Here is a 21,496-nt window from a genome sequence, read left to right as displayed (position 1 = left end):
CGGGGCTTTCTAGCTTCGAGCCCATGCAGACCAGAATCGTAGGCATCGACGCGGCCCGAGCGGTGGCGCTTGTCGCCATGATCGTCGCCCACCTCACCGCACCCACCGGGATTGCGGCGCAGCTGCTCTTCGGCTTCCCCGCGGGGCTCTTCGCGTTGCTCGCCGGGGTGTCCATGCAGCTCATGCGCGCCCGCCCGGCGGCCTTTGCGGTGCGCGGGGCGTGCCTGATTGCACTGCACATCGCGCTGGTGCCGTTCGCCGGGACCATCGAGGTGGTGCTGGGCACGATCGGGGTCTGCATGATCGCACTCGCCTGGACACCCAGGCTGGATTCGGCCTGGCTGGCCTGGCTCGTCGCGGCACTCACGCTCGGATCGGCAGCGCTAGCGCCCTCCGCCTCGCCCTACCCGCCGCTGATGTGGGCGGCGCTCATGGCCGCCGGGATGCTCTTTGCCCGGCACATGCCGCTGCGCTCCGGCGCGGTGGTGGGGCCGGCGCTGTTCGCCGCCGACGTTGCGCTGCGGTGGTGGTTCCCGCTGCCCGCGCTTCTCGACGCCTCCGGCCACACCGGCGGCCTTGTCGATGTCGTGGGTACCGGAGGGGCGTCGATAGGCATCTGCTCCCTGTGCTGCTTAGCCGGGCGCTGGCTGAGGTGGCTCGCGCCGCTGGGGCGGATGACGCTCACGCTGTACTGCCTCCACGTGCTCACCGCGCAGTGGGCGGGGCTGTGGCCGAGCCTGTTTGGCGCGGCGTTGATCGCGTACGTCTGGCTTGCGGTATTCGAGCGCGGTCCTTTGGAACATGTTGTCCGTCGCCTGGTGGCGGCGGTAGGAAAGGAAAAACCATGAAAAAGTTGGCGATTTGTGTTGCAGTTGGTGTTGCTTTGGCGGCGCAGCCCGCGTGGGCGATGGAGTCCGATCAGTTCGCCGGCGACGTCGCGGAGGCGAAGCCCGTGGTCTCGGTGCGCGTGGACGACTCCGACCCGGACGACGGCGTATGTACCGGCACCGCCATCGACCCGCACTGGGTGATCACCGCGCGCCACTGCGTGGAGGCGGCCGCCAAGGCGGGCGGCTCGGTGCGCACCGGCCAGGGCGACAACCAGAAGGTGTACAAGGTAGACCGCCACGAGGTGGCCCCGCGCGGCGACATCGCGCTTTTGCACACGGAAGAAGACATGGGACTGAACAAGTACGCCTCCGTGGCGGATTCGGTGCCGGACGGGGATGTGACCATCTACGGTTGGTCCTCCGACGGCTCCGGCGGCTCCACCCGCCTGCCTTCCGCTGAGGCCGAGGTGCGGGGCGAATCCCCGCTCGCACTGTTCGACGCACCCACCGCCCTCGACGTCGCGCTGAAACATGGCGCGCGCATTCAGCCCGGCGACTCCGGCGGCGCCATCCTCGCCGGCGGCAAGGTCGCCGGCATCATGTCGGCCGGCCTGTTCGAGGACCCGGAAAACCCCACCGAGGAGGAGATGACCTCCAACGCCGCGGTGGCGGTGGCGCCGGTGGCGGAGCAGGTGGAGTGGATCCGCGGCGTGGTGGCGGGCTCCGACGTGCCGGGCGCGGGTGCCGCCGCGTCCTCTAAGCCGAGCGCGTCGGTGCGCTACGCGGCGCTCGGCCTAAGCGCGCTGGCGCTGGTGGCGGCAGCGTTGTTCATGGCCACCCGGCGCAAGGCAGGCGCGTAGCTCGCGCCTGCCTGCGCTAGAACCACCCGCGCAGGTACTCGCCGACGACGGCGCCGCCAAGCTCGCCCAGGTCCGGCGCCACCACGCGCCCGCCCGAGCGGTTCGCCATCGCGTTGAGCAGGTTGACCAGACCGGGGTCGTCACCCAGGCGGAAGAACGTCGGGCTCGCGCCCCGCTTGGTCACCTGGTCGAGCGCCTGCACCGTCTTGGCAAGCGTGATCCGGTCGGTGGGCCAGTTGAAATAGGGCTGCCCCCAGTCGGTGATGATGGAGGTCGGTTCGCCGTCCGTGACCACCAGCAGGGTGGGGTCGTGGTTGACGTGACGCGCGAAGAACTGATCCGCCAGAAGCAGGGCGTGCTGCAGGTTGGTGCCCTTTTCCTGGATCGGCGGCAGGGCGGTGAGCTCCTCTATCGTCATCGTCTGCGCGTAGAGCCCGAACCCGATCAGCGTCAGTTCGTCGCCCCGGAACTGCGTGGAAATGAGGTGGTGCAGAGCCAGCGCCGTCTGCTTCATCGGCGCCCAACGCCCCTCCATCGCCATGGAGAAACTGGTATCCACCAACAGCGCCACCGCGTTTCTCGTGCGGGATTCGGTTTCCACCACCTCAATGTCGCTGAGCTGGATGGCTATCGACGTTCCTCCGGCCTCCCCACGCGCTGCATTCCTCTGGATCGCGTTGGTGATGGTGCGGGTGGTGTCCCAGGCAGCGGTGTCCCCGAACTCCCACGGGCGGGTGCTGCCGGTGGGCTCGCCGGTGTGGCCCGCGAGGCGGGAATCGCGCCTGCCGGGGGAGGCCAGGTGCGTGGAGACGTCGCGTAGCAGCTCCTTGCCCAGCATCCGCATCGCCTTGGGCGACAGCTGCAGGTTGCCCTGCTCGCCCTTGTTCAGCAAGCCCGATTCCCGGAGTGCTTTTTCCAGGTCGCGCAGCGTCTTCGCGCTGGTGGCCGCCTCCTTGCCCAACAGGTCGGCAACTTCGTCGAGGTCTAGATCGGGCCGGGCGGCGTTCATCGCCTCCGCGAGCTCGTCCAGTCGGCCCAGGTCGCGCATGGCGCGGGTGGCCTCGCCCAGGCCCATGCCGTCGCCGTCACCTTCGAAGGGTTCGGACCCGTACCAGTCCAGGTCCGGGCGGATCCCGCGCAGGTTCGCGTCCAGCTCGCCCATGAGGTTCATCAGCTCCTCCGAGCCGAAGGCCTGGGCGGACAGCGCCATGAGCTCGGCGCGCTGCTCCGGCGTCATGGAATTGAGCAGGCGCTGGGCAGCCGCCGAGCGCTGGGCGAGCAACTCCACCAGCTCGTCGATGCTCTGCGGGTTTTCCGGGAACTGGTCGCCGTGCTTCGACATGAACTGTTGGAAATCCTCGTCGGTGGCCATGCCCGCGCGGTGTTTGCCAAGCAGCACGTTCAAATCGCGCAGCATCTCGGCCACGGCGGCGCGGTCGGCGTCGGTGGCGTTTTCCAGCAGGTTCTTCATGCCGTCGAAGCGCTGGTCCAAAAGCTCACGCCCGATGAGGTCCCGGATCTGGTCGTATTTCTCGCGCGCCTCGTTCGACGCCCAGTCGTAGTCGCCCAGTTCTGTCACCGCCGCGGCGGGGGAGTTGGGCAGGTTTTCCAGCGTCATCTCCCGCATGGATCGGTCCAGGTCATCCATGTCCACGTCGCGTGCGAGTTGGCCGCGCTCGGCGAGCACCGCGGCGTCGAGAAGCTTGCGCACCTCGTTCAGCGTGCCCTGCAAGTTGCCCTTCTGCAGCAGCTCCTGGCGTCGCTCGGCAATGCGGGCGGCGAGCTGGTCGTATCCCTCGGAACCCTCAGTGCCCCTGCGCAGGTACTCGCGCAACGCCTGCTCGGCGGAGTAGCCGAACATCACGTCGTCCGCGATGGCGCGCACCGCCTTGGACAGATCCGGCGGGGGCGCAAGCGGGTCAGGCCCCGGGGTGTATTTCCGATAGTGCTGGTAGCGGGGTTTAACCATAGATGGTTTCGCCCTCTCCGGAGTCCTTGGAAATCTTCTGGGTGAGGTAGAGCGCCTCGACCGCCAGCTCGATTGCGGCGGCGCGCTCTCCCTCGCTGTCAGCGCCGAAGGCGCGGGCGATGTCGTCATAGAGCGGGGCCTCGAGCGGGGGCAGGCCATCCAGGAACTCTCTGGCGGTGACGTTCGCGCCGTCGGTGATGGTGGTGGTGCCGTCCAGCACCTCGATCAGCGGGGAGAAGTCGAGCCCTTTGATTCGGCTGCGGACGGAGTGAGCGACCGCGTTGCGCAGGAGATACTCCAGAATGTCCCACTCGCGGCCCTCCTCGCCGTGCTCGAATTCGACCTTGCCGCCCAGCACGTCCACCGCTGCCTCCACGTCGACCAGGCGGGCAACCGCGTGATCCTCGCCGCGCACGGCGGCGCGGCGGGCGGCGGCAGCGGCGGCGGTTTCGGCGCCGGCGATGGCGAAGCGGGCGGACACGCCGGCGCGCTGGTTCACCGCGTCGGACTCGCGCAGGGCTCTGGTGAAGCGGGCCAAGATCTCCATGATCACGTCCGGTACCTCGGCGGTGAGCTGGGACTCTTGACGGATTACGCTGATCTCGTCGTCCAGCTCGACGGGGTAGTGGGTGCGCACTTCCGCGCCGAAGCGGTCCTTGAGCGGGGTGATGATGCGCCCGCGGTTCGTGTAATCCTCCGGGTTCGCGGACGCCACCACGAGCACATCAAGGGGCAGGCGCAGCATGTAGCCACGGATTTGGATGTCCGCCTCCTCCATGACGTTGAGCATGGCCACCTGGATGCGCTCGGCCAGGTCCGGCAGCTCGTTGATGGCCACGATGCCGCGGTTCGAGCGGGGAATCAGCCCGTAGTGGATGGTCTCCGGGTCGCCCAGGCGGCGGCCCTCAGCCACGCGCATCGGGTCCACGTCGCCGATGAGGTCCGCCACCGAGGTGTCCGGGGTGGCCAGCTTCTCCGAGTAGCGGGCATCGCGCGGGATCCAGGTGATGGGCAGGGTGTCGCCTTCTTCGTCGATGCGGCGTTTCGTCGCATCGAGGATGGGGTGCAGGGGGTGCTCGCGCAGCTCCGAGCCTGCGACGGCGGGCACGAAGTCGTCGAGAAGCAGAGGCAGCGTGCGTAGCAGGCGGGTTTTGCCCTGGCCGCGCTCGCCGAGCAGGACGATGTCGTGGCCGGCGATGATGGCCCGCTCGACTTGGGGCAGCACGGTGTGCTCGAGGCCGTGGAGGCCGGGCCATGGGTTCTCGCCCGCTTTCAACTTGGCCAGGAGGTTGTCGCGCAGCTCCTCGCGGACCGTCTTGTATTCGTAGCCGGCGGCCTTGAGCTCGCCGAGGGTGGCAATTGCAGGGGCGTGAGTCATGGCCGCCAGGGTACGCGTGGCGGGCACGTAGGATGGCCCGCATGGTTCAAGCCGCCATCTACCTCGTCCGTCACGGCGAAACGCCGACGACCGGCAAGATCCTGCCCGGCCGTGCCCCGGGGCTGCACCTGTCCGAGCGCGGCTGTGAACAGGCCCGGCAGGTTGCGTCGCAATTCGCTCGCGTAGACGCGGTCTACTGCTCGCCGCTCGAGCGCACCCGCGAGACCGCCGCGCCTCTGTGCGAGAAGTTCGGGCTGGAGCCCATGCTTTGCGACGGCATCCTGGAAGCCGACTTCGGATCCTGGACCGGCGCATCGTTGCAGGAGCTCTCCAGGCTGCCCGAGTGGCAGGTGGTGCAAAAGCGCCCCTCGCAGTTCCGGTTCCCGGGCGGGGAGTCCTTCGCCGAAATGCAGGCCCGGGTGGTGCTCGCGTTGGAGGGGATCGCGCGGCGCCACCCGGGCCAAACGGTGGTGTGCTTCTCCCACGCAGACCCCATCAAGGCGGCGCTGACGCACTTCGCCGGAAAACCTCTGGATGCGTTCCAGCAGGCGAAGGCGGCGCCCGGCTCGGTGACGAGGATCGAGTTGTGAAGCACCAGGAAGATGTGCTCGATCGCGGCGAGGTCCGCGTGCTGGGCCAGCTGGCCGAATCCTCAAACGCCGCGTTCCTCGTGGAGGTTTTGGCCGACGACGATTCTTGCTGGGCCATCTTCAAACCCGAGGCCGGCGAGCAGCCGCTCCACGACTTCGAGCCCGGCCTGTGGCGTCGGGAGCGCGCCGCCTACCTGCTCAGTCAGTGGCTGGGTTGGTCGGTCGTCCCGCCCACTGTGGTGCGCTCCGTGGAGCCGTTCGGGATCGGGTCGCTGCAGCGCTACATCGACAACGACGGCTCTCACTACTTCCCGCTGATGGAAACCCGCCCCGACCTGCACCCCCAATTCCTCCGCCTAGCCGTATTCGACCTGCTGGTCAACAACACGGACCGCAAGTCCGGGCACGTTGTGCTTGGCGAGGGCCCTTCCGGCCCGGAGCACGTCTGGGGCATCGACCACGGGCTGTGCTTCCACCAGGACCCGAAGCTACGCACCGTGATCTGGGATTTTGCCCATGAGGCGGTCGGTGCGGAGCTCGTTGACAGGGTGGAGCCCCTCGTGGATGCGGTGCCGGGCGGCGTCGCGGCGTTGCTTACGGAGCCGGAGGTTGCCGCGTTGCGCGCGCGGGCCTCGCGGATCGTGCGGCTGCCGTGGCTGCCGGAGCCCCGCTCGCACTACCAGTTTCCCTGGCCGCTGGTCTAGTGCTTGCGGCGGCTGCGTTCCCGCACGGTTATAGCTTGGCCACGGGCCCCAGCACCCCGTCCACCGCAAACGGGAACAGCAGCGCGAGCAGGTTGGCCAAGCCGAACACGCCGGCGATGGCCACCGGAATGATCCAGGCGAGGCCGCCCGTGCTCGAGCCGTTCGCGGCGGGGGCGGGCTTCGGCTCGTTCGGCGCGGCCGGATTTTCGGGCTTCGGCTCGCTTGGCTCGGGCTCCGCAGCGGGGGCCACTTCGACCGGGACGGTGGCTTCGGTGCCGGCGTCGGTGGTGATGCGCAGCTCTTGGGTGCCGGACAGGTCGGCGGGGACGGTGAGTTTCACGGTGGCGGTGCCGTACTCGTTAGCGGTCAGGCCCGCGGTGTCGGGGGAGATGGGGGCGTCGGCTTGAGCGTCGCCAAGCGTTGCGGTGACGGTGGTGGCGGACTCGCCCCGGTCGAAGAGCAGAGAACTTAGCTCGATGGTCGCCTCCTCGCCCGCCTTGAGGGGTGCGGTGAGGTGCACGCCGACGTTGGACTGGCTGCGGCGTGGCTTCTGGCCGGCGCTAAGCGCCTCGACGAGCGCGTTGAGGTCCACGTACCCCAGGTTCGCCGGGGCGGTGCCGCGGGTGAACGCCTTGAACTTGTCGCCGCCGCCGAGCAGGAAGGTGGAGCCGGCCACAACATAGGTTTTGTCGGGGTCGATCGGGACGCCGTCGACGGTCACGGAAGTGATCTTCGAGCCAACCGGCGCCTTCGGGTCGTAGGTGTAGGTGACATTATCGGAGATGCCCAGCGGGAACATGGGGCGCTCCGGGTCGTCGCGCCACTGCTCCTCCAGCGCGGCCACGACGTCGGAGCCCTTCAGCTCGACGTAGGTGTTCTCGCCGCCGAAGGGCTGCACGGAAAACGCCTGCTCGTACGTCACGTCGCCGGACTCGATCTCGGCGCGGACGCCGCCGGCGTTCATCACGCCGATGTCGGCGGTGACCGACGAATTGTTGGACACGCCCCGACGCGTCGCCTCGGCGATGTAGTTGTTCAGCTGGGACTCCTTGTCGCCAGCCTTGTACAGGTCTTCGCCCGCGTGGCCGATGACCTTCTTGCCCTCGGCGCCCGCCTTCTCCAGCGCGTCCTTGACCACAGCGTCGATCTCCGGCTGCGGGGTGTCGCAGGCGCGGATGGCGTCGGCGTCGAGGAGTTCCGTGTTTCTCACGGTCAGTTTCTTGGTGGCGCGGTCGAAGCTGAAGTCCACGTTGGCGAGGGTGTTGCCGTAGAAGCCGGCCTGGATAAGCAGCGGCTTCTCGCCGGCGGGGGCGATGACCTGGTGCGAGTGGCCGAGGAACGCTACGTCGACGGCGTCGGAGAACTCCTCGGCCTTGATGCCGCCTTCGTGCACGAGGGCGACCACCACGTCCGCCTCGCCGTCCTTCTTCAGTTTGTCTGCGAGCTTGTTGGTGGTTTCCACCGGGTTGTTCCAGGTGATGCCCTCGATGGACTTCGGGTTGACCAGGTTCGGCATGTCGTCGGTGACGGTGCCGACAAACGCCACCTTCGCGCCGTCTAAGTCCTTGACCACGTAGTCCTTGGTGTTCGCCACGCTTTCAGCGTTGGCGGCGAGATAGTCGAACTTCGCGGCCTTCGTCACGTTGGTGGAAAACTCCTCGGCGCCTTCATCCAGCTCGTGGTTGCCCAGCGCGGAGACCTGGAGGTTCATCAGGTTCAGGATTTCTAGGGTGGGTGCGTCGTTGAGCAGCTTGGAGGCGAAGGGGGAGGCGCCGATGTTGTCGCCCGCGGAGGTGAAGATGTGGGTCTTGCCCTCAGCGGCGTTGTCTAGGGCGCACTTGAGGTGGGCGGCGCCCGGCACCCGCTTGGTCTCCTCCCAGTAGCCGTGGAAGTCGGTGATGTTGGAGATGGTGAACTCGGAGGTCTCCGCCGCCATCGACGCGGGGGCGGCGGCGGCCGCGAGGGCGATGGCGGTGGTGGCGGAGATCAGGCGGATGCGGGCGGACACGGCGGGCCTTTCTGTGGGGGGTATGTGAGAGCAACCTTAGAATGGCCGTTTTGCCGCAAGGTTTCGTCCAGGTGAATTTTATGTTTCTGGGTAGCGCACAAGGAGGTCGTCGCCGACCACGGCGCCGTCGTTGAGTGTCGCCTCACTTATCGACGCACCTTCGGCCCCCATCCCCATCACATGCAACACCTCATCCCCGCGGGCCAGCAGGTGGTCGGCGATGATGCGCCGGTGGCAGCGCCACCACACCGCCTCGGAGCACATGACGGCGGTGGGGGTTTCGGCGGCGTGGTCGCGAAGTTCGGCGAGTGCGTCGGCGAACTCCTCGCCGAGGGCATGGTCGGCGTAGTTGTGGAAGCTGCGGTTGCGCCAGTTTCCGTTGACCTCGAAGGGCACGGTGCGCGAGACGTTGCGGCGCCCGGTCAGCCCCTCGTTTCGGCTGTACGCGATGCCGTGCTCGGGCAGGTGCGCGGCGAGGTAGTCGTCGTTGAACCAGGGGTACTTCTTAGACCCGGGTAGTTTCCGCACATCCACGATGGATTCCACACCGGCGGCGCTGATCATTTGCGCAAAGTCGTCAAATTCCAGGCTGGAGTGGCCCACGGTAAAAATTCTCATGCAAACGACGCTACGCGCCGGCGGCACAGCACAGCGCGAGCTGACAGGACAGCATGGGTTGTCACACCCGCATCGGGCTCCAGGAATCCTTCATCGGAGGATGGTCGGGCGGGTAAAAGGCAGGGTCGTGCCAGGGGTGTCTCGCGCATTCGCACCTGCCCTTGGCCGCGTAAATCCTGCTCACGGCGGAATGTTTCGCCGGGACAGATTGGTTGAACTTCATCGGGTCGTCAGGGCGCCTTCGGAACCCTGACCTGCCTGTTTGTGGGTCGAAATCCATGTACCCCTTGTTAAAGGAGCCGTCCCTGTGGTCGTTGTTGCACCTGTGATGCTCGCGGCACAGCCCGGTGAGGTTCTCGATGTCGGTGGCGCCGCCCTTGATCCACGCGAGGATGTGGTGGGCCTCGCACTCCGACATTGCCGCGGTGCATCCGAGCCAGGAACACACGCCTTGCACCGCGAACATGGCGATGCGCTGCTCCACCGATGCCAGCCGGCTGGTCCGCCCCATCCACAACGGCACGGAGGTGACGCCGTCGACCTGTAGCAAGAAGTCGGTCGTTCCGTTCATGCCCAGGCGCACCAGGTCGAAGCAGTCCACCTCGATGCCCGCGTTCGTGTCATAGAGCATGGCCGCGTCGCCGTCTGCGAGGTCGTCCAGTGTCAGCGCGAGCACGACGGACGCCGCCCCGCCGTTCGCCTTCTGGCATTCCTGCTCGTACTGCTCGAAGATGGCGAAGAACTGGTCGAAGCGGCGCTGCTGCGGCGTGCGTGGATCCACTTCGCCCTGCAGCTCCTCCGGCAGGTTCGAGTTCGGTGCGAGACCCTTGTCCATGTGCGCCTTCATCAACGCGGCGTGGCCGGCGGTGGCGTTGATGTGGATGTCCACGGTGCCGTCTGCCTTTCGACGGCCAAAGGTCGCGCTCCTCTTCTCAAACCCTGCATTCGGGTTGGAGTGGGGCGCGTGCTTCCGGTTTGCCGCGTCCACCGCCTTGCGCACGAACAGGCGCAAGTCCTCGGGGCTGCGGTTAAGTGCTTCCTCCATGGCCTCGGCGTAAATACGGGTGCGCTCGCTGGTTGCTGCCTTGAGCAGTTTGTCCAGCTCACGGCGGATAATATCTTGCTTCTCGGCGCTGACCTTCGAGGAGTTTTCACGCGCCTTCCTCTGGCGTGCGCGTTCCTCCTCGGCTGCAGCCTCCGCAGCGGCCTCGGCATCATCCCCGGCCACATCGAACAGGTCCTCGGTCTCATCCTCGGAAGGAGGGGTGGGCTCCGGTGGCGGCCCGTAGAGCAGCCGGCCGCGCTCGAGCCGGTTGTACGCCTCACCTTTGGACAGGTCCAGGCACTGCTGCAGGTACGCGTTCGGGTAGTTGGCTCCGACGACGCGTCCGGCATCGTCCCGGTCGGCGATGAAGGCGAATGCTGCGTCGATAGCCGCCTTCTTTTTACACTGCTCCTCCAAGCGCTCCATGTCGTGCCGCACGTCCTCGAACGCGAGGGTGGAGGGGTCAGTGAATAGCTCGCTCAAGCGCCGCAGCGCCGAAGAGATCTCGGCGACACACTTGGTGATCTCGCTGGTCATAGCCCCTCCTTCCACGATGAAGCGCGGTTATTCGAAAGTGATGAACTCAATCTAACAACGCGTCCGACACGGCCAGTCAAGAGGGGAACAAATGTTCGAAAGTGGCTAATTTAGCACGTCGAATGTGGCCGCATCGCCCATCCATGTGGAGCCGAGAGGCATGGTCGTGTCGGAGGGAAAATAAACGTCATCCTTGTCTTTCACGAACCTCATGCGTTTGCCGACGTACTGCTCCCACTCAGCGTGGGTCTCGCGCGGACCGCTCGGCCAGTACTCGCGGCTGCCGAGGGTGACGTACTCGATCTGCTTGGTTTCGGTGCTGATGTCCTTCTTGCCCGTCACCGACATTGGCTGGTCCAACCAGAGAAGAAAGTATTCGCTCTGCGGGTCCTGGCCATTTGGCATACCCAGCCCGCGCGGCGCCATGAGTTCTTCGCCGGTCTTGCGCACGACATTGCCCACGAACTCAACCTGCCCGGCGCCGGCGGGTGTTTCCGACGCGCCAGCACGGGCGCCGGAGACGTTGAGGACCGTGAGCGTGCCGTCGTGAAGCGGCCGTGTGTCGCTCACCGGAATCCACTCGATGAGCTGGTGGTCGGGCAGCTGGCCGTCGCTCGGGAACGTCTCCTGCGCGCCGCCGCGTAGCGACGTACCGTCCAACGTGAACAGCTCAGACACCGATTCAGGGCTGCGCGCGGAGCCGCTGATCTGATAGACACCCCGGCCACCAGCGGACGCCCACACGGCCAACCGCCCCGCGCCGTTGCCGGGCGCGCCCATCATGAGCACGTCCGTGGACGCGCGCGCCTTCCCGTCCTCCACGGTGAACACGATCACGGGCGAGGTGTCGCTGCCTCCCACCGCGAGGAGGAGCTCAGGCGCGCCGCCGCCGGTAGCCTCCACCAGCGCGTATTGGTACGTGCCGTCGGGCGTGTACTGCGCCGCGGAATTCACCGGATAGTCACCGGGGTGGGAGAGCACCTCTTCGTAGGCGCTTTGCCAATCGACGTGCTCCGCTTGGCCACCCGCAGCATCTCCCTCATCATTCGCGTCGGGCCCCTGCGCTACGGCCTCTCCGGAATCCGGATCCACCCACTGCGTCGAGGTGACCACCACGGTCTCGCGCGCATCACCCCCTGCGCAGCCAGCGAGCATGCTTACACAACCAACAACACAGAGCGCCACCGCGCGTCGCAACGTCATGGGCCAATTTTAACTGCGCCGCGCGGCGGGCACCCGCTTATTTCCCAAGCTCCTTGCGCCGCTCGGCAGCCAGCTTCAAACGCTCCGCACGCTCAGCCCTGTCCTTCTCCAGCAGCTCCTCAAGCACGTCGTCCTCCTCGTCGGAGATGTCGAAGACGGCGTACCAGGCGATCATCAGCAGGCCGGTTATGGGCCACACCACCCACGCGTAATCGAGGTCGAGCCCCATCTGCAGCACAAAGAACGCGGCCGCACCCGCCACACCCGTGATTACCTGGGCCCGGTCCATCTTCTTCTTGGCCGCGAGTTTCTCCTCCAGCTCGACCTCGGGTGGGGTGCGCTGCTCCAGCGCGACGGGGTCGGCCGGGAGGTCGTCGAAAAGCACTGAAAGCTCCCCACGTGTGCGCGCTACCGCGGCCTGACCTGTGCGTTCTTCGAACTCTCCCACATCCAGGTAGCCGTCCGCGAACAGCGTGCCCAGCCGGTCCAGCGCGTCCGAACGCTCGGCGTCGCCGACGCGGATTTCGTCCATTATTGCTCCCAACTTGCGCTTGCCCTTGCGGCAAGCTGTTCAATCGCAATCATGGCAGATGGTAACGAGTACACGATCGGCGAGGCGGCCGAGGCCCTCGGCGTGTCCACGAAGGCGTTGCGCCACTGGGAGGCGCTCGGCCTTATCGCACCAGCCCGCACCTGGGCGGATCACCGCATCTACACGGAAGCGGACCTCGAGCGCGGCGCGGCGATTGCGCTCTACCGCGGCGTAGGCGTGCCTCTTGCGCAGATCGCCACGCTTATCGACGCCTCCGGTGCCACCCTCGCCCGCGCCCTCACACACCACCAGCAAGCCCTCGCTTCTCGACGTCGCACGCTGGACACCCAACTCGCATCTGTTCAGGCCCTCATCCAACAAGCAACGAAAGGATCCATTGACATGGACGCAATGAAGAAGTACCTCGGCGAAGACATGCCCGCCTACCAGGACGAAGCCGAGCTGCGCTGGGGCGACCCAGCAGAGTGGGCCCAGTCCCAGGAGAAGCTCGCGCAGATGGGCGAGGGCGAATTTCAACGCCTGCAGGAAGAACAGGAGTCGCTCGCCGCGGACCTGGTCGCCGCCCGCGACGCCGGGGTTGCTCCGGGTTCCGAGGACGCCGATGCGCTGGTGGAGCGCCACCGTGCCAGCATCGCGCAGTGGTACGACGTGACTCCGGCCCGCCAACTCATCCTCGCGCGAATGTACGTCGGCGACCCCCGCTTCCACGAGGCTTACAACGGCGCGCAGGACTACCTGCTCGAGCTGGTGACGGCCCACGCCAAGGCCGAGGGCGTGGACGTGGACAACCCGCGGTGGGGCTAGGGAAGCGCCAACCTCCGCCCGCAGCAGCTACACCGGGCACACCACCGGTACGCCTGCGTCGTCGAGCACGCGTGCACGGATGCCGTAGACCTCCTCCAGCAGGTCGGGTTGCAGCACCGCGTGCGGGGTGTCGTGGGCGACCACGTGGCCCGCTTTGAGCACGAGCAGCTCGTCGCAGTAGCGCGCGGCCAGGTTCAGGTCGTGGATGGCAACAAGGGCCAACCGGTTCGAGCCGCGCACCTCATCGCGAATGATCTGCAGCAATTCCACTTGGTGGCGCAGGTCGAGGGCGGAGGTGGGTTCGTCGAGAAGCATGATGTCGGGCTCGCGTACGAGCATCTGCGCCATGGCGACGAGCTGGCGCTGTCCGCCGGACATGTCGGACACGAGACGGCCCGCGAGGTGCGTAATACCCAGGCGCTCCATCACGGTGGCGCTGCGTTCAAGCGGATTCCACGTCGCGTCCCCTCGGCGGCGCGCGGACACCATGATGGACTCGAACGCGGTCAGCGACGCGCTGCTGAGCAGGTCCTGGGGGACGTAGCCGACGGCTTGTACTTTCTGCTTGCCGACGAGCTCCGCGCCGTCGACGCTGAGCGTCACGGACCCCTCAGCGGGCTCCTTAATCCCAGCAATGGTTTTAACCAGCGTGGACTTGCCGGCCGCGTTCGGCCCGATGAGGCCGACGACGTTTCCTGGCTCGAGGGGTCCGAACGACAGCGAGTGCAAGATGGTGACCCGGCCGTAGGAAACGGTAAGGTTATCGGCGCGAATCGTCACGGTTTACGCACTCCTTCGGCGGGCCCGGGTGAAGATGAGGAAGACGAAAAACGGTACGCCGACCAGCGAGGTGACGATGCCGATCGGGATCGCTACACCGGGAATGATGGACAGGGACACGGCGTAGGCCAAACTCAACAGCATGGCTCCAGCGGCCGCGGCGGCGGGGAGGAAGAACTTCTGATCCTCGCCGACGAGCATTCGCGCGATGTGGGGGCCGACGAGCCCGATGAACCCGATGATGCCGGTGAACGCCACAGAGGCGGCGGCGAGGAACGACGCGACCAGCAGGGTAGACAGACGCAGGCGCTTGACGTCGATGCCGAGGGCGGCCGCGCGGTCGTCGCCAAGGCGCAACGCGGTGAGCCGCCATACGTTGGCGACGCAGAACGGGATCGCTGCAGCCAGCACGATGGCCAGGATGATGTTGGCGGTCCAGTTCGCGCGCTGCATGGAGCCCATAGTCCAGAAGACGATTTGCTGGAGGGCTTCCACGTTGGCGCCGTACTGCAGCAGCGACAGCAGGGCCTGGAAGAAGAAGGACAGTGCGATGCCGAGCAGGATCATTGATTCCGCGGTGGCGCCACGCCATACGGATGCGCTGGCGACGATGCCTACCGCGATCAATGCGGCCAGCGCGGCCATGAGCGCAAGGTTGAATTGCGGGTTTGCAATGAGCGTCCAGCCCATGACGATGGACACCGCCGCGCCGAATGCGGCGGCGGCGGAGATCCCGAGCGTGAATGGCTCGGCCAGCGGGTTGTCCAAAATGGTCTGCATTTGCCCGCCGGCCAGGCCAAGGGCCGCGCCGCACAGCACCGCCATGACGGCCGCCGGGAGGCGCAGATTCCGGATCACCACGCGGGTTTCTTCGTCCACCTGCTCCGGGCGGAACACAGCGTTCACAACGTCTGCTACCGAGATGTCGAGTGGGCCGACGATGACGGCGATGAGAAAGCTTGCGGCAGCCGCGGCGGTGAGCCCGACGATCGCGAACGCCTTCTTGCGCCCACGCCGGCGGTAGCTGTCGATTGCGGCTTGGCGAACATCCACAGCCACTCCAGGTTCCGCGGATACCTTTGTCGTCATGTTTTAGCTTTCCTCCGGGTTAGCCGGGTCGATGAAGAATGCGCCGCTGTAATCAAAGGGCAGCCATTCCTTGTGAAAGTCCTTGAAGTCCTGGGTGGGGTTGAGGTCTGCGAACTGCTCCGGGTGGATCCACTTCGCAAACGCTTCGAGCGCGAAGACGTTGTAGGGGTTGTCGTAGAACTGGTGGTAGACAGCGAAGTAGTTGCCGGTCTTGGTCGCGTCGAGCTGATCCATGCCGGCCTGGCTGAGCGGGCCGTCGCAGGTCTGCAACGCCAGCTCTGGGCTGGACTGGTATCCCAGCTCCACGTGGCGGATGGCATCTGTGCGGTTCGGGTCGCGCGCCCACTCGCCGCCGGTGACGATGAGCTTGTCCGGGTTGAGCTCGATGAGCTTTTCCGCCGTGATCGTCGTGTTCTCTGCGCCCAGCACCTCAGGGCCGAGGTTGTGTCCGCCGGCGGCGGTGACCAGCGTGCCCAGGTTGGAATCGCCCGCGACGGCGCAGCAGTCGTTGAATCCAGCGGCCATCCAGATGAGCACGTTGGGCCGGTCGGTGGTGTCGGCGACCCGGTCGGTGATCTCCTTGACCTTTGCGTTGTAGAACTCGTTGTATTGCTCTGCGCGCTCGCTCTGGCCCAGCAGGTCGCCCAAGAGCTGCATGGAAACCGTGGTGTTTTCCAGCGGCTTCTGGCGGAAATCAATGAATGCGTACTTCAGTCCGGCGGCGTCCATGTCGGAGAGGAACCCGCTTTCCTCCACCGCCTTTTTCTGGTCCAGCGTCATGATCACTACGTCCGGCCGTTGTGCCAGCAGGTTCTCAACCGTGACGTCGCCCTTTTGGATCATGCCGATGGTGGGCATGTCCTTGGCCTCGGGCTGCAGCTCGAAGAGTTTGTCGCGGAACGCGCCGGCCGCCTTTTCCAAGTCCTGGCCGTACGCCACGACGTTGCGCAGCGGCTCGTCCTGCAGCAGGGCAGTAGCGTAGGCGGCGCGTCCCTCCGCCAGCACGATGCGCTCCGGCAGCTCGTCGAACTGCAGCGTGCGCCCAGCGGCGTCGGTCACGGTGACGGCGCCGTCTGCGGCCTGAGTCTGCGAGGTTCCGGACTGCGAGGACGCTGCTTCGGAGGTGCTCACGTGTGTCGTGTCCGCATCGCCGCCGTTGTCAGCGCACGCGGTCAAACCGAGCGCGGTTGCAACTGCGACGCCGAAGACGCCAATGCGGTGTGAAAGCTTCACAACTTTCCCCTTTATTCATCGAGTTAGCCTGAGCTAAGTTATAGGATTGACTGCGAATGTAAGGTAAGCCTAAGCTGTAGTCAAGAAGGGGTTGCGGTGGGGGTGGCGCAGCCACGGCGCAAGCAGCGTGTATCGGCGGAAAGGCGGCCCCAGTTTTTGGGTACGATGGCGTCACTTTCGCGTCCCGCGCCCGCGGACGTCGACACAGAAGGAGGAAACCATGACCACTCCAGAGAATGATCCCCGCAACCAGGTTGCGCAGGAGCCACCGTTCGACCCAGAGTACGACCAAGCGCCGCCCGCCAACGAGCCGGCCCCGCAAGTCGACGGGCAGGAGATGCTCGGAGCGACCGGCGACGCCCAGGACGGCAACCTGGAGAAGGACCCGTCCGACTGGGTATCAGGCGATGATCCGGCGACGGAGGCGCAGAAGTCCTACATCGACGCCCTGGCCAAGCAGGCGGGGGAGCAGATCCCGGCGAACCTGACCAAAGCCGAGGCGTCCGAGCAGATCGACCGGCTGAAGAAGATCACGGGTAATTAAAACCCAGCTAGGCGCTCTTGCCGCGCTTGTCCAGCGACGCCTTGAGCGCCTCCATGAGATCCACCACGTTGTCGTCGTCGCCGTCCTCGTCGGAGTTGCCCTCCTCCCCGAAGGTGGCGTCGGTGTCCAGCGTGTCGCCCTGCTCGAACTTGGCGTCGATGAGCTTGCGCAGTTCCGCCTGGTAGTCGTCGTGGAACTCGTCCGGCGTGAAGTCAGAGGCGTAGGATTCCACGAGCTGTTTGGACAGCTTCAGCTCTTTGTCGCCAATTTTCGCGCGGGACTTGGTGCCCTTGAACTCGCCGTCGAAGTCCAGTTCACGCACCTCGTCGGCCCACATCAGCCCCTGCAGCACGATGACCTTGTTCACCACCCGAAGCACGCCCAACCTGGTCTTTTGCCGCAACGCGAAACGGACCACCGCGATCAGGTCCGAGTCTGCGAGCGTTTGGCGCAGCAGCAAGTACGACTTCGGCGTCTTGCCCTCCGGCGCCAGGTAGTAGGACTTCTCCAGCATGAGCGGGTCGATCTGGTCGGAGGGGACGAACTGGACGACCTCGATTTCGTCGTTGTCGGCCTCGGGAAGTGAGGCGAAGTCGTCGTCTGTGAGCACCACCGTGTCGCCGTCTTCTTCGAAGGCTTTGTCGATGTGCTTGTACTCCACTTTCTCCCCGCAGACCTCGCAACGCCGCTCGTAGTGGATCCGCCCGCCGTCCTTGTCGTGGACTTGGTGGAAGGACAAATCGTGGTCTTCGGTCGCCCCGAACGCCTTGACGGGGACGTTGACGAGGCCGAAGGTGACTGAGCCAGACCAGATTGCGCGCATGCGCCACACTCTACGCACGCCTCTATTGTGGGGCCATGGCGAACGACCAGAAGGTCCGCGTCGGCGGCCGTGAGCTCACCGTGAGCAACTTAGACAAGGTGATTTACCCAGCCACCGGCACCACAAAGGCCGACGTCGTGCGCTACTACCAGGCGGTGGCAGGCGTGCTCGTCCCACAGGCAAAGCGGCGGCCGGTGACGAGGAAGCGGTGGCCGGAAGGCGTCGAGAAGCAAAGCTTCTTCCGCAAAGACCTGGAGGATTTTGCGCCCGAGTGGATCCCCACGGCCACCATCCAGCACACCACCAGCGTCAACGCGTACCCGCTTATCGACGGCTCCGCCACCCTCGCGTGGCTTGCCCAAGTCGCGGCCTTAGAGCTGCACACCCCGCAGTGGCGCTTCGGCGCGGACGGCAAACCCCAACACCCGGATCGCCTGGTGCTGGACCTGGACCCAGGCCCCGGCGTCGAGCTCGCAGCCACCGCTGAGGTGGCGGCGTGGTGCCGCGAAATCCTCGAAGACATGGGGCTGACCTGTGTGCCCGTGACCTCCGGCTCGAAGGGTATCCACCTCTACGCGGGACTGGACGGCACCAGCGACGCCGACGCGGTGACCAAAGTGGCCAAAACCCTGGCCCAGCACCTGGAGCGGGCCCACCCGGACCGGGTCACCGCCACCATGGCGAAAGCGGAGCGCAAGGGCAGGGTCTTTTTGGACTGGAGCCAAAACAACGGGAAGAAGACCACTATCTGCCCCTACTCGCTGCGCGGCCGCGAACGCCCTACCGTGGCCGCGCCGCGCACGTGGGAGGAAATCCAGGACCCGGGGCTGCGCCAGCTCGAGTTCGAGGAGGTCATCGCCCGCGTCGAGCGCGGCCTCGACCCGATCGCCGTGCTGGGCGCGCCGGGCGAGGACCGGCTGGCCACCTACCGCTCGATGCGCGACAAGGACAAAACCGGCGAGCCCGTGCCGGACGCCGCACCAAGCCCGCGGGAAGGCGCGCCCATCTTCGTCATCGGCGAGCACGACGCGTCCCACCTGCACTGGGATTTCCGCCTCGAGCACGATCGCGTGCTGGTGTCCTGGGCGGTACCGAAGGGCCCGCCACTGGAAACGGACGTGAACCGTCTGGCAGTGCAGACCGAGGACCACCCAGTCGAATACGCCGAATTCGAGGGCACCATTCCCAAAGGCCAGTACGGCGCGGGGACGGTAAAGATCTGGGACATCGGCACCTGCGAGATTGAGAAATGGCGCGACCGGGAAATCATCGCCGTGCTCCACGGCCGCGAGGGCGGCGGTTTAGGCGGCATCCCGCGCCGCTTCGCGCTGATCCGCACCGACGAGCGAAACTGGCTGCTCAAACTCACACGCGACCAGCCGAGCGCGCCCGTGCCGTCCGTGCCGACCGTGCCGCCTGTGTCACTGTCGCCCATGCTTCCCACCACGGCCACCCGCGGCGACGTGGCCCTCGAGCAGCAGGATGGCGCCACGTTCGCATTCGAGATGAAGTGGGACGGCTACCGCATCCTCGCGGACGTAGACGGAAAGGTCCGCCTGCGCAGCCGGAGCGGCAAGGACTACACCCACCTGTTTCCGCACCTCGGGGAGCTCGAGCACGTGCTTCACGACGGCGGTACCGTCGACGGGGAACTCGTCGCCCTCAGCCCCGACGGCAGGCCGGACTTCTCCCTACTGCACAAGGCCGACGAAAACGGCATCGAGGCGGACCTGCGCTACATGGTGTTCGACCTGCTGCGCCTGGGGGAGCGAGACCTCACGGCCGAGACCTGGGAGACCCGCCGCAGGTTGCTGGAGGAGCTTAATGCAACCGAGCACGTGGCCATCCCGCCCGCCTACCGCGGTGCCTTCGACCACGCCTGGGGCGCGGCCGAGCAGCTGGGGCTCGAGGGCGTGGTGGCCAAGCGCACCGACTCGCCGTACGAGCCGGGGCAGCGCAGCACCGCATGGCTCAAGATCAAACGCGCCCTCCACCAGGAAGTAGTCGTAGTCGGCGTGCGCACGGGCAAGCGGGGCATAGCCTCGCTCCTCGTTGCGGTCCCGGATGCCGAAGGCGAGCTGCGCTACGCGGGCCGCGTGGGCACGGGCTTTTCCAACGCGCAGCTCGCGGACATCGGCACGAAGCTGCGACGGGTGCAGCGAAAGACCCCGCCGGTGGAGGTTCCCACCCGCGACGCGACCGACGCCTGGTGGGTCACCCCGAAGTACGTGGCCGAGGTGCAGCTCGCGGGCGCTACCGCAGACAAAAAAGTGCGCCAGGCCTCGTGGCGAGGCTGGCGCGATGACAAAGACCCCAGCGAGGTGCGCTGGGAGGTCTAGGGGCTAATCCTCCAGCGTGGGGTCCTGCGCTTCGTCGCGCTCGGAGATGTCGTAATCCAGCCGGGCTTCTTCGGCCGAGTTGTCGGCCTCCTCGCCGTACCCCAGCGCCGAGCCGGTGTCCTGCGCGAACTGGTCCTCATCGTGGTCGACGGGCTTATTCGTGCTGCCCTGGGTGGTGTAGTCGGGCTTAGCGGGATCGTTCTGCATGCGAAGCTTCCTTTCGTTAATGGGCAAGTGCCACGATGGTACGCCCAATGCCGGGTACGCTCGCTGCAATGTCGCCCGAGAACATTCTGCTGCGCCTCCCCGACGCTGAGGAACAGGCTGTCCGGGACATCTACGCGGACCTTGCTGCGCGCGGCTTTCCGCAACAACACCAGCGCCCGCACATTTCGGTGACGTTCGCGCCCACCATGCACCGCCGCGCAATCGCCCGGGCGACGGACCTGCTGCCCCCTCTGCTGCCAGTAGCTTTACGACGCTCCGGTGTCGCCGTCTTCGGCACCAAATCGAAGCAGACCGTGGCCTGGCTCCTCGAAGCCCCGGAGGCGCTGGAGCGGGCGGCCCGCGCCGTCAGCGTCGCAAATCCCGACGGGCGGGGCGAGCGATGGATCCCCCACCTGACCATGGGGCTTCGGCTACCAAAGGCGGTGGTGCCCGACTACATCGCGGCGTTGCAGGAAGTCACCTCCCCGCATTTCAAGGAGATCACTGCGCAGCGCGCGGCGTTTTACCAGCCAGGCCTGGGAACCGAGCTGGAGTTATGAGGTTGGCCGGGGTGAGTCGTGGAGGGGCGAAGCGCCGTCGATAGGCAACTGCCTCCCCGCCGCCAGGGGACGGTCGGATGCGGCGATGACCACGTTGCCGTAGCCGCGGCCGACGTAGGTGACAGCGGTATGCGCAAACACCTGGCTGAGCCCGGCGAGCTCGGCGCGAGTCTGCGGCAGGCCCTCGCGGTCACCGACGTTGGCCACAAACAGCCCGCGGGGGGATAACGCCCGGCGGGCAGCGCGGAAAAACTCCACGGTGGTCAGTGGGCGGGGCGTGTCGGGGCCGGCGAACACGTCGCGCACGATCACGTCGACCGATCCGGAGTCGAGCGCGTGCGTAAACGCGCGGGCCTCCGCAACTGCTATCTCCACTGGAGGGTCGAAGGCGTCGCGCACGAGACGGGCCAAACCGCGGTCAAGCTCCACCGCGATATTGCGGCTGCGCCACCGGTGTTGCACGTAGCTCGGCAGCGCGCACCCGGCCGCGCCAAGGTGCACCGCAGTGAAGGGCTCCGGAAGCCGCGAAGCAGCGATGTATTCTGCGATCCACCGCATATAGTCGTACTCCAGCACCTCAGGCGCGCCGGGGACAACGTAGGAGGACGGGACCCGGTTGACCTCCAATATGTACGCCCCGTCCCGTTCCGGATCGGCCACGATAGTGGCGGTACCGGTGCTGATGGGGTAGGACCCCTCGATGCGCTTCTTCGGCGTGCGTGGTTTCCGCTCGCGGTGGTGCTCCATGGAAATATGCATACCTGTTGTGTGGCCGGTATCGCACCCGAAGTCACTGTCGGGGGTGGGTGGGGTTGATATGAT

21 protein-coding genes are annotated in these 21,496 nt (G+C 66.4%); 8 read left to right on the top strand and 13 right to left on the bottom strand.

What is annotated here, in order from left to right; all coding sequences use genetic code 11:
* Positions 1-23: 23 nt before the first annotated feature.
* Together HMA55_RS07310 and HMA55_RS07305 are read left to right on the top strand one after the other, a co-directional pair.
* Positions 24-848, top strand: coding sequence for a DUF418 domain-containing protein (locus HMA55_RS07310; protein WP_181192404.1), 825 nt, complete (start codon positions 24-26; stop codon positions 846-848).
* On the top strand, positions 845-1,690 hold the full coding sequence (locus tag HMA55_RS07305) for a trypsin-like serine protease (RefSeq protein WP_181192403.1): 846 nt from the start codon (positions 845-847) through the stop codon (positions 1,688-1,690). Before HMA55_RS07310 ends, HMA55_RS07305 begins: the two co-directional genes overlap by 4 nt.
* A 16-nt stretch (positions 1,691-1,706) precedes the next feature.
* Here the strand turns inward: HMA55_RS07305 and HMA55_RS07300 are convergent, their stop codons facing one another.
* Together HMA55_RS07300 and HMA55_RS07295 are read right to left on the bottom strand one after the other, a co-directional pair.
* Entirely contained in the window at positions 1,707-3,659 is a 1,953-nt protein-coding gene (locus HMA55_RS07300) for a vWA domain-containing protein (RefSeq protein WP_181192402.1), read from the bottom strand.
* A complete protein-coding gene (locus HMA55_RS07295; protein WP_181192401.1) occupies positions 3,652-5,037 on the bottom strand; it encodes a magnesium chelatase in 1,386 nt (461 codons plus the stop codon). The genes HMA55_RS07300 and HMA55_RS07295 overlap by 8 nt, the downstream gene beginning before the upstream one ends.
* Before the next feature lie 41 nt (positions 5,038-5,078).
* Here HMA55_RS07295 and HMA55_RS11305 point away from each other — a divergent pair, with 41 nt between their 5' ends.
* Both HMA55_RS11305 and HMA55_RS07285 read left to right on the top strand, forming a co-directional pair.
* Positions 5,079-5,627 (top strand): histidine phosphatase family protein, encoded by a 549-nt coding sequence (locus tag HMA55_RS11305; protein ID WP_235961839.1) that lies wholly within the window; start codon positions 5,079-5,081, stop codon positions 5,625-5,627.
* Positions 5,624-6,331, top strand: a complete 708-nt coding sequence (locus HMA55_RS07285) for an SCO1664 family protein (RefSeq protein ID WP_181192399.1) — start codon at positions 5,624-5,626, stop codon at positions 6,329-6,331. Before HMA55_RS11305 ends, HMA55_RS07285 begins: the two co-directional genes overlap by 4 nt.
* A gap of 28 nt (positions 6,332-6,359) precedes the next feature.
* Here HMA55_RS07285 and HMA55_RS07280 read toward each other — a convergent pair whose 3' ends face one another.
* The 5 genes from HMA55_RS07280 to HMA55_RS07260 all read right to left on the bottom strand — a co-directional run bounded on the left by HMA55_RS07280 (position 6,360) and on the right by HMA55_RS07260 (position 12,274).
* Entirely contained in the window at positions 6,360-8,339 is a 1,980-nt protein-coding gene (locus HMA55_RS07280) for a bifunctional metallophosphatase/5'-nucleotidase (protein ID WP_257802457.1), read from the bottom strand.
* Positions 8,340-8,417: 78 nt separating this feature from the next.
* Positions 8,418-8,957: a DUF488 domain-containing protein gene (locus HMA55_RS07275; protein WP_181192398.1), complete on the bottom strand. Its 540-nt coding sequence runs from the start codon at positions 8,955-8,957 to the stop codon at positions 8,418-8,420.
* Between the two features lie 61 nt (positions 8,958-9,018).
* The gene (locus tag HMA55_RS07270) at positions 9,019-10,539 is read right to left on the bottom strand and encodes an HNH endonuclease signature motif containing protein (protein WP_181192397.1); all 1,521 of its coding nucleotides are present in this window, start codon (positions 10,537-10,539) and stop codon (positions 9,019-9,021) included.
* Between the two features lie 105 nt (positions 10,540-10,644).
* A complete protein-coding gene (locus HMA55_RS07265; protein WP_181192396.1) occupies positions 10,645-11,742 on the bottom strand; it encodes a hypothetical protein in 1,098 nt (365 codons plus the stop codon).
* Positions 11,743-11,779: 37 nt separating this feature from the next.
* Positions 11,780-12,274 (bottom strand): DUF1707 SHOCT-like domain-containing protein, encoded by a 495-nt coding sequence (locus HMA55_RS07260; protein WP_181192395.1) that lies wholly within the window; start codon positions 12,272-12,274, stop codon positions 11,780-11,782.
* 51 nt (positions 12,275-12,325) lie between these two features.
* Here HMA55_RS07260 and HMA55_RS07255 point away from each other — a divergent pair, with 51 nt between their 5' ends.
* Positions 12,326-13,099, top strand: coding sequence for a MerR family transcriptional regulator (locus HMA55_RS07255; RefSeq protein ID WP_181192394.1), 774 nt, complete (start codon positions 12,326-12,328; stop codon positions 13,097-13,099).
* Positions 13,100-13,126: 27 nt separating this feature from the next.
* Here the strand turns inward: HMA55_RS07255 and HMA55_RS07250 are convergent, their stop codons facing one another.
* From HMA55_RS07250 to HMA55_RS07240, 3 genes are read right to left on the bottom strand one after another with little or no spacing between them, the layout of a single operon-like run.
* A complete protein-coding gene (locus tag HMA55_RS07250; protein WP_181192393.1) occupies positions 13,127-13,879 on the bottom strand; it encodes an ABC transporter ATP-binding protein in 753 nt (250 codons plus the stop codon).
* Positions 13,880-13,882: 3 nt separating this feature from the next.
* Entirely contained in the window at positions 13,883-14,968 is a 1,086-nt protein-coding gene (locus HMA55_RS07245) for a FecCD family ABC transporter permease (RefSeq protein ID WP_181192392.1), read from the bottom strand.
* A 3-nt stretch (positions 14,969-14,971) separates the two neighbouring features.
* A complete protein-coding gene (locus HMA55_RS07240; protein WP_181192391.1) occupies positions 14,972-16,201 on the bottom strand; it encodes an ABC transporter substrate-binding protein in 1,230 nt (409 codons plus the stop codon).
* Positions 16,202-16,421: 220 nt separating this feature from the next.
* Here HMA55_RS07240 and HMA55_RS11550 point away from each other — a divergent pair, with 220 nt between their 5' ends.
* Positions 16,422-16,745, top strand: a complete 324-nt coding sequence (locus tag HMA55_RS11550) for a DUF3072 domain-containing protein (protein WP_181192390.1) — start codon at positions 16,422-16,424, stop codon at positions 16,743-16,745.
* A 7-nt stretch (positions 16,746-16,752) separates the two neighbouring features.
* Here the strand turns inward: HMA55_RS11550 and ku are convergent, their stop codons facing one another.
* Positions 16,753-17,568 carry a non-homologous end joining protein Ku gene (gene ku, locus HMA55_RS07230; protein ID WP_181192389.1) on the bottom strand — a complete coding sequence of 272 codons (816 nt, stop codon included), beginning with the start codon at positions 17,566-17,568 and terminating at the stop codon, positions 16,753-16,755.
* Positions 17,569-17,603: 35 nt separating this feature from the next.
* Between ku and HMA55_RS07225 the strand changes: the two genes are divergently transcribed.
* The gene (locus HMA55_RS07225) at positions 17,604-19,907 is read left to right on the top strand and encodes an ATP-dependent DNA ligase (RefSeq protein WP_181192388.1); all 2,304 of its coding nucleotides are present in this window, start codon (positions 17,604-17,606) and stop codon (positions 19,905-19,907) included.
* Positions 19,908-19,910: 3 nt separating this feature from the next.
* Here HMA55_RS07225 and HMA55_RS07220 read toward each other — a convergent pair whose 3' ends face one another.
* Positions 19,911-20,114, bottom strand: a complete 204-nt coding sequence (locus tag HMA55_RS07220) for a hypothetical protein (RefSeq protein ID WP_181192387.1) — start codon at positions 20,112-20,114, stop codon at positions 19,911-19,913.
* Between the two features lie 68 nt (positions 20,115-20,182).
* Here HMA55_RS07220 and HMA55_RS07215 point away from each other — a divergent pair, with 68 nt between their 5' ends.
* Positions 20,183-20,674: a 2'-5' RNA ligase family protein gene (locus tag HMA55_RS07215; RefSeq protein WP_181192386.1), complete on the top strand. Its 492-nt coding sequence runs from the start codon at positions 20,183-20,185 to the stop codon at positions 20,672-20,674.
* Here HMA55_RS07215 and HMA55_RS07210 read toward each other — a convergent pair.
* The gene (locus tag HMA55_RS07210) at positions 20,669-21,433 is read right to left on the bottom strand and encodes a spermidine synthase (protein ID WP_235961838.1); all 765 of its coding nucleotides are present in this window, start codon (positions 21,431-21,433) and stop codon (positions 20,669-20,671) included. The two genes, HMA55_RS07215 and HMA55_RS07210, sit on opposite strands and share 6 nt — an antisense overlap.
* Positions 21,434-21,496 lie beyond the last annotated feature (63 nt).

This window comes from Corynebacterium wankanglinii, from assembly GCF_013601005.1.
GTDB lineage: Bacteria > Actinomycetota > Actinomycetes > Mycobacteriales > Mycobacteriaceae > Corynebacterium > Corynebacterium wankanglinii.
This window is presented reverse-complemented; position numbering and strand designations above follow the sequence as displayed.

Bases quoted from the DNA above. Each gene is read 5' to 3' on its own strand.
- HMA55_RS07310 (WP_181192404.1), top strand. From the start codon at position 24: ATGCAGACCAGAATCGTAGGCATCGACGCGGCCCGAGCGGTGGCGCTT.
- HMA55_RS07305 (WP_181192403.1), top strand. From the start codon at position 845: ATGAAAAAGTTGGCGATTTGTGTTGCAGTTGGTGTTGCTTTGGCGGCG.
- HMA55_RS07300 (WP_181192402.1), bottom strand. From the start codon at position 3,659: ATGGTTAAACCCCGCTACCAGCACTATCGGAAATACACCCCGGGGCCT.
- HMA55_RS07295 (WP_181192401.1), bottom strand. From the start codon at position 5,037: ATGACTCACGCCCCTGCAATTGCCACCCTCGGCGAGCTCAAGGCCGCC.
- HMA55_RS11305 (WP_235961839.1), top strand. From the start codon at position 5,079: ATGGTTCAAGCCGCCATCTACCTCGTCCGTCACGGCGAAACGCCGACG.
- HMA55_RS07275 (WP_181192398.1), bottom strand. From the start codon at position 8,957: ATGAGAATTTTTACCGTGGGCCACTCCAGCCTGGAATTTGACGACTTT.
- HMA55_RS07270 (WP_181192397.1), bottom strand. From the start codon at position 10,539: ATGACCAGCGAGATCACCAAGTGTGTCGCCGAGATCTCTTCGGCGCTG.
- HMA55_RS07265 (WP_181192396.1), bottom strand. From the start codon at position 11,742: ATGACGTTGCGACGCGCGGTGGCGCTCTGTGTTGTTGGTTGTGTAAGC.
- HMA55_RS07260 (WP_181192395.1), bottom strand. From the start codon at position 12,274: ATGGACGAAATCCGCGTCGGCGACGCCGAGCGTTCGGACGCGCTGGAC.
- HMA55_RS07255 (WP_181192394.1), top strand. From the start codon at position 12,326: ATGGCAGATGGTAACGAGTACACGATCGGCGAGGCGGCCGAGGCCCTC.
- HMA55_RS07245 (WP_181192392.1), bottom strand. From the start codon at position 14,968: ATGACGACAAAGGTATCCGCGGAACCTGGAGTGGCTGTGGATGTTCGC.
- HMA55_RS11550 (WP_181192390.1), top strand. From the start codon at position 16,422: ATGACCACTCCAGAGAATGATCCCCGCAACCAGGTTGCGCAGGAGCCA.
- ku (WP_181192389.1), bottom strand. From the start codon at position 17,568: ATGCGCGCAATCTGGTCTGGCTCAGTCACCTTCGGCCTCGTCAACGTC.
- HMA55_RS07225 (WP_181192388.1), top strand. From the start codon at position 17,604: ATGGCGAACGACCAGAAGGTCCGCGTCGGCGGCCGTGAGCTCACCGTG.
- HMA55_RS07220 (WP_181192387.1), bottom strand. From the start codon at position 20,114: ATGCAGAACGATCCCGCTAAGCCCGACTACACCACCCAGGGCAGCACG.
- HMA55_RS07215 (WP_181192386.1), top strand. From the start codon at position 20,183: ATGTCGCCCGAGAACATTCTGCTGCGCCTCCCCGACGCTGAGGAACAG.
- HMA55_RS07210 (WP_235961838.1), bottom strand. From the start codon at position 21,433: ATGCATATTTCCATGGAGCACCACCGCGAGCGGAAACCACGCACGCCG.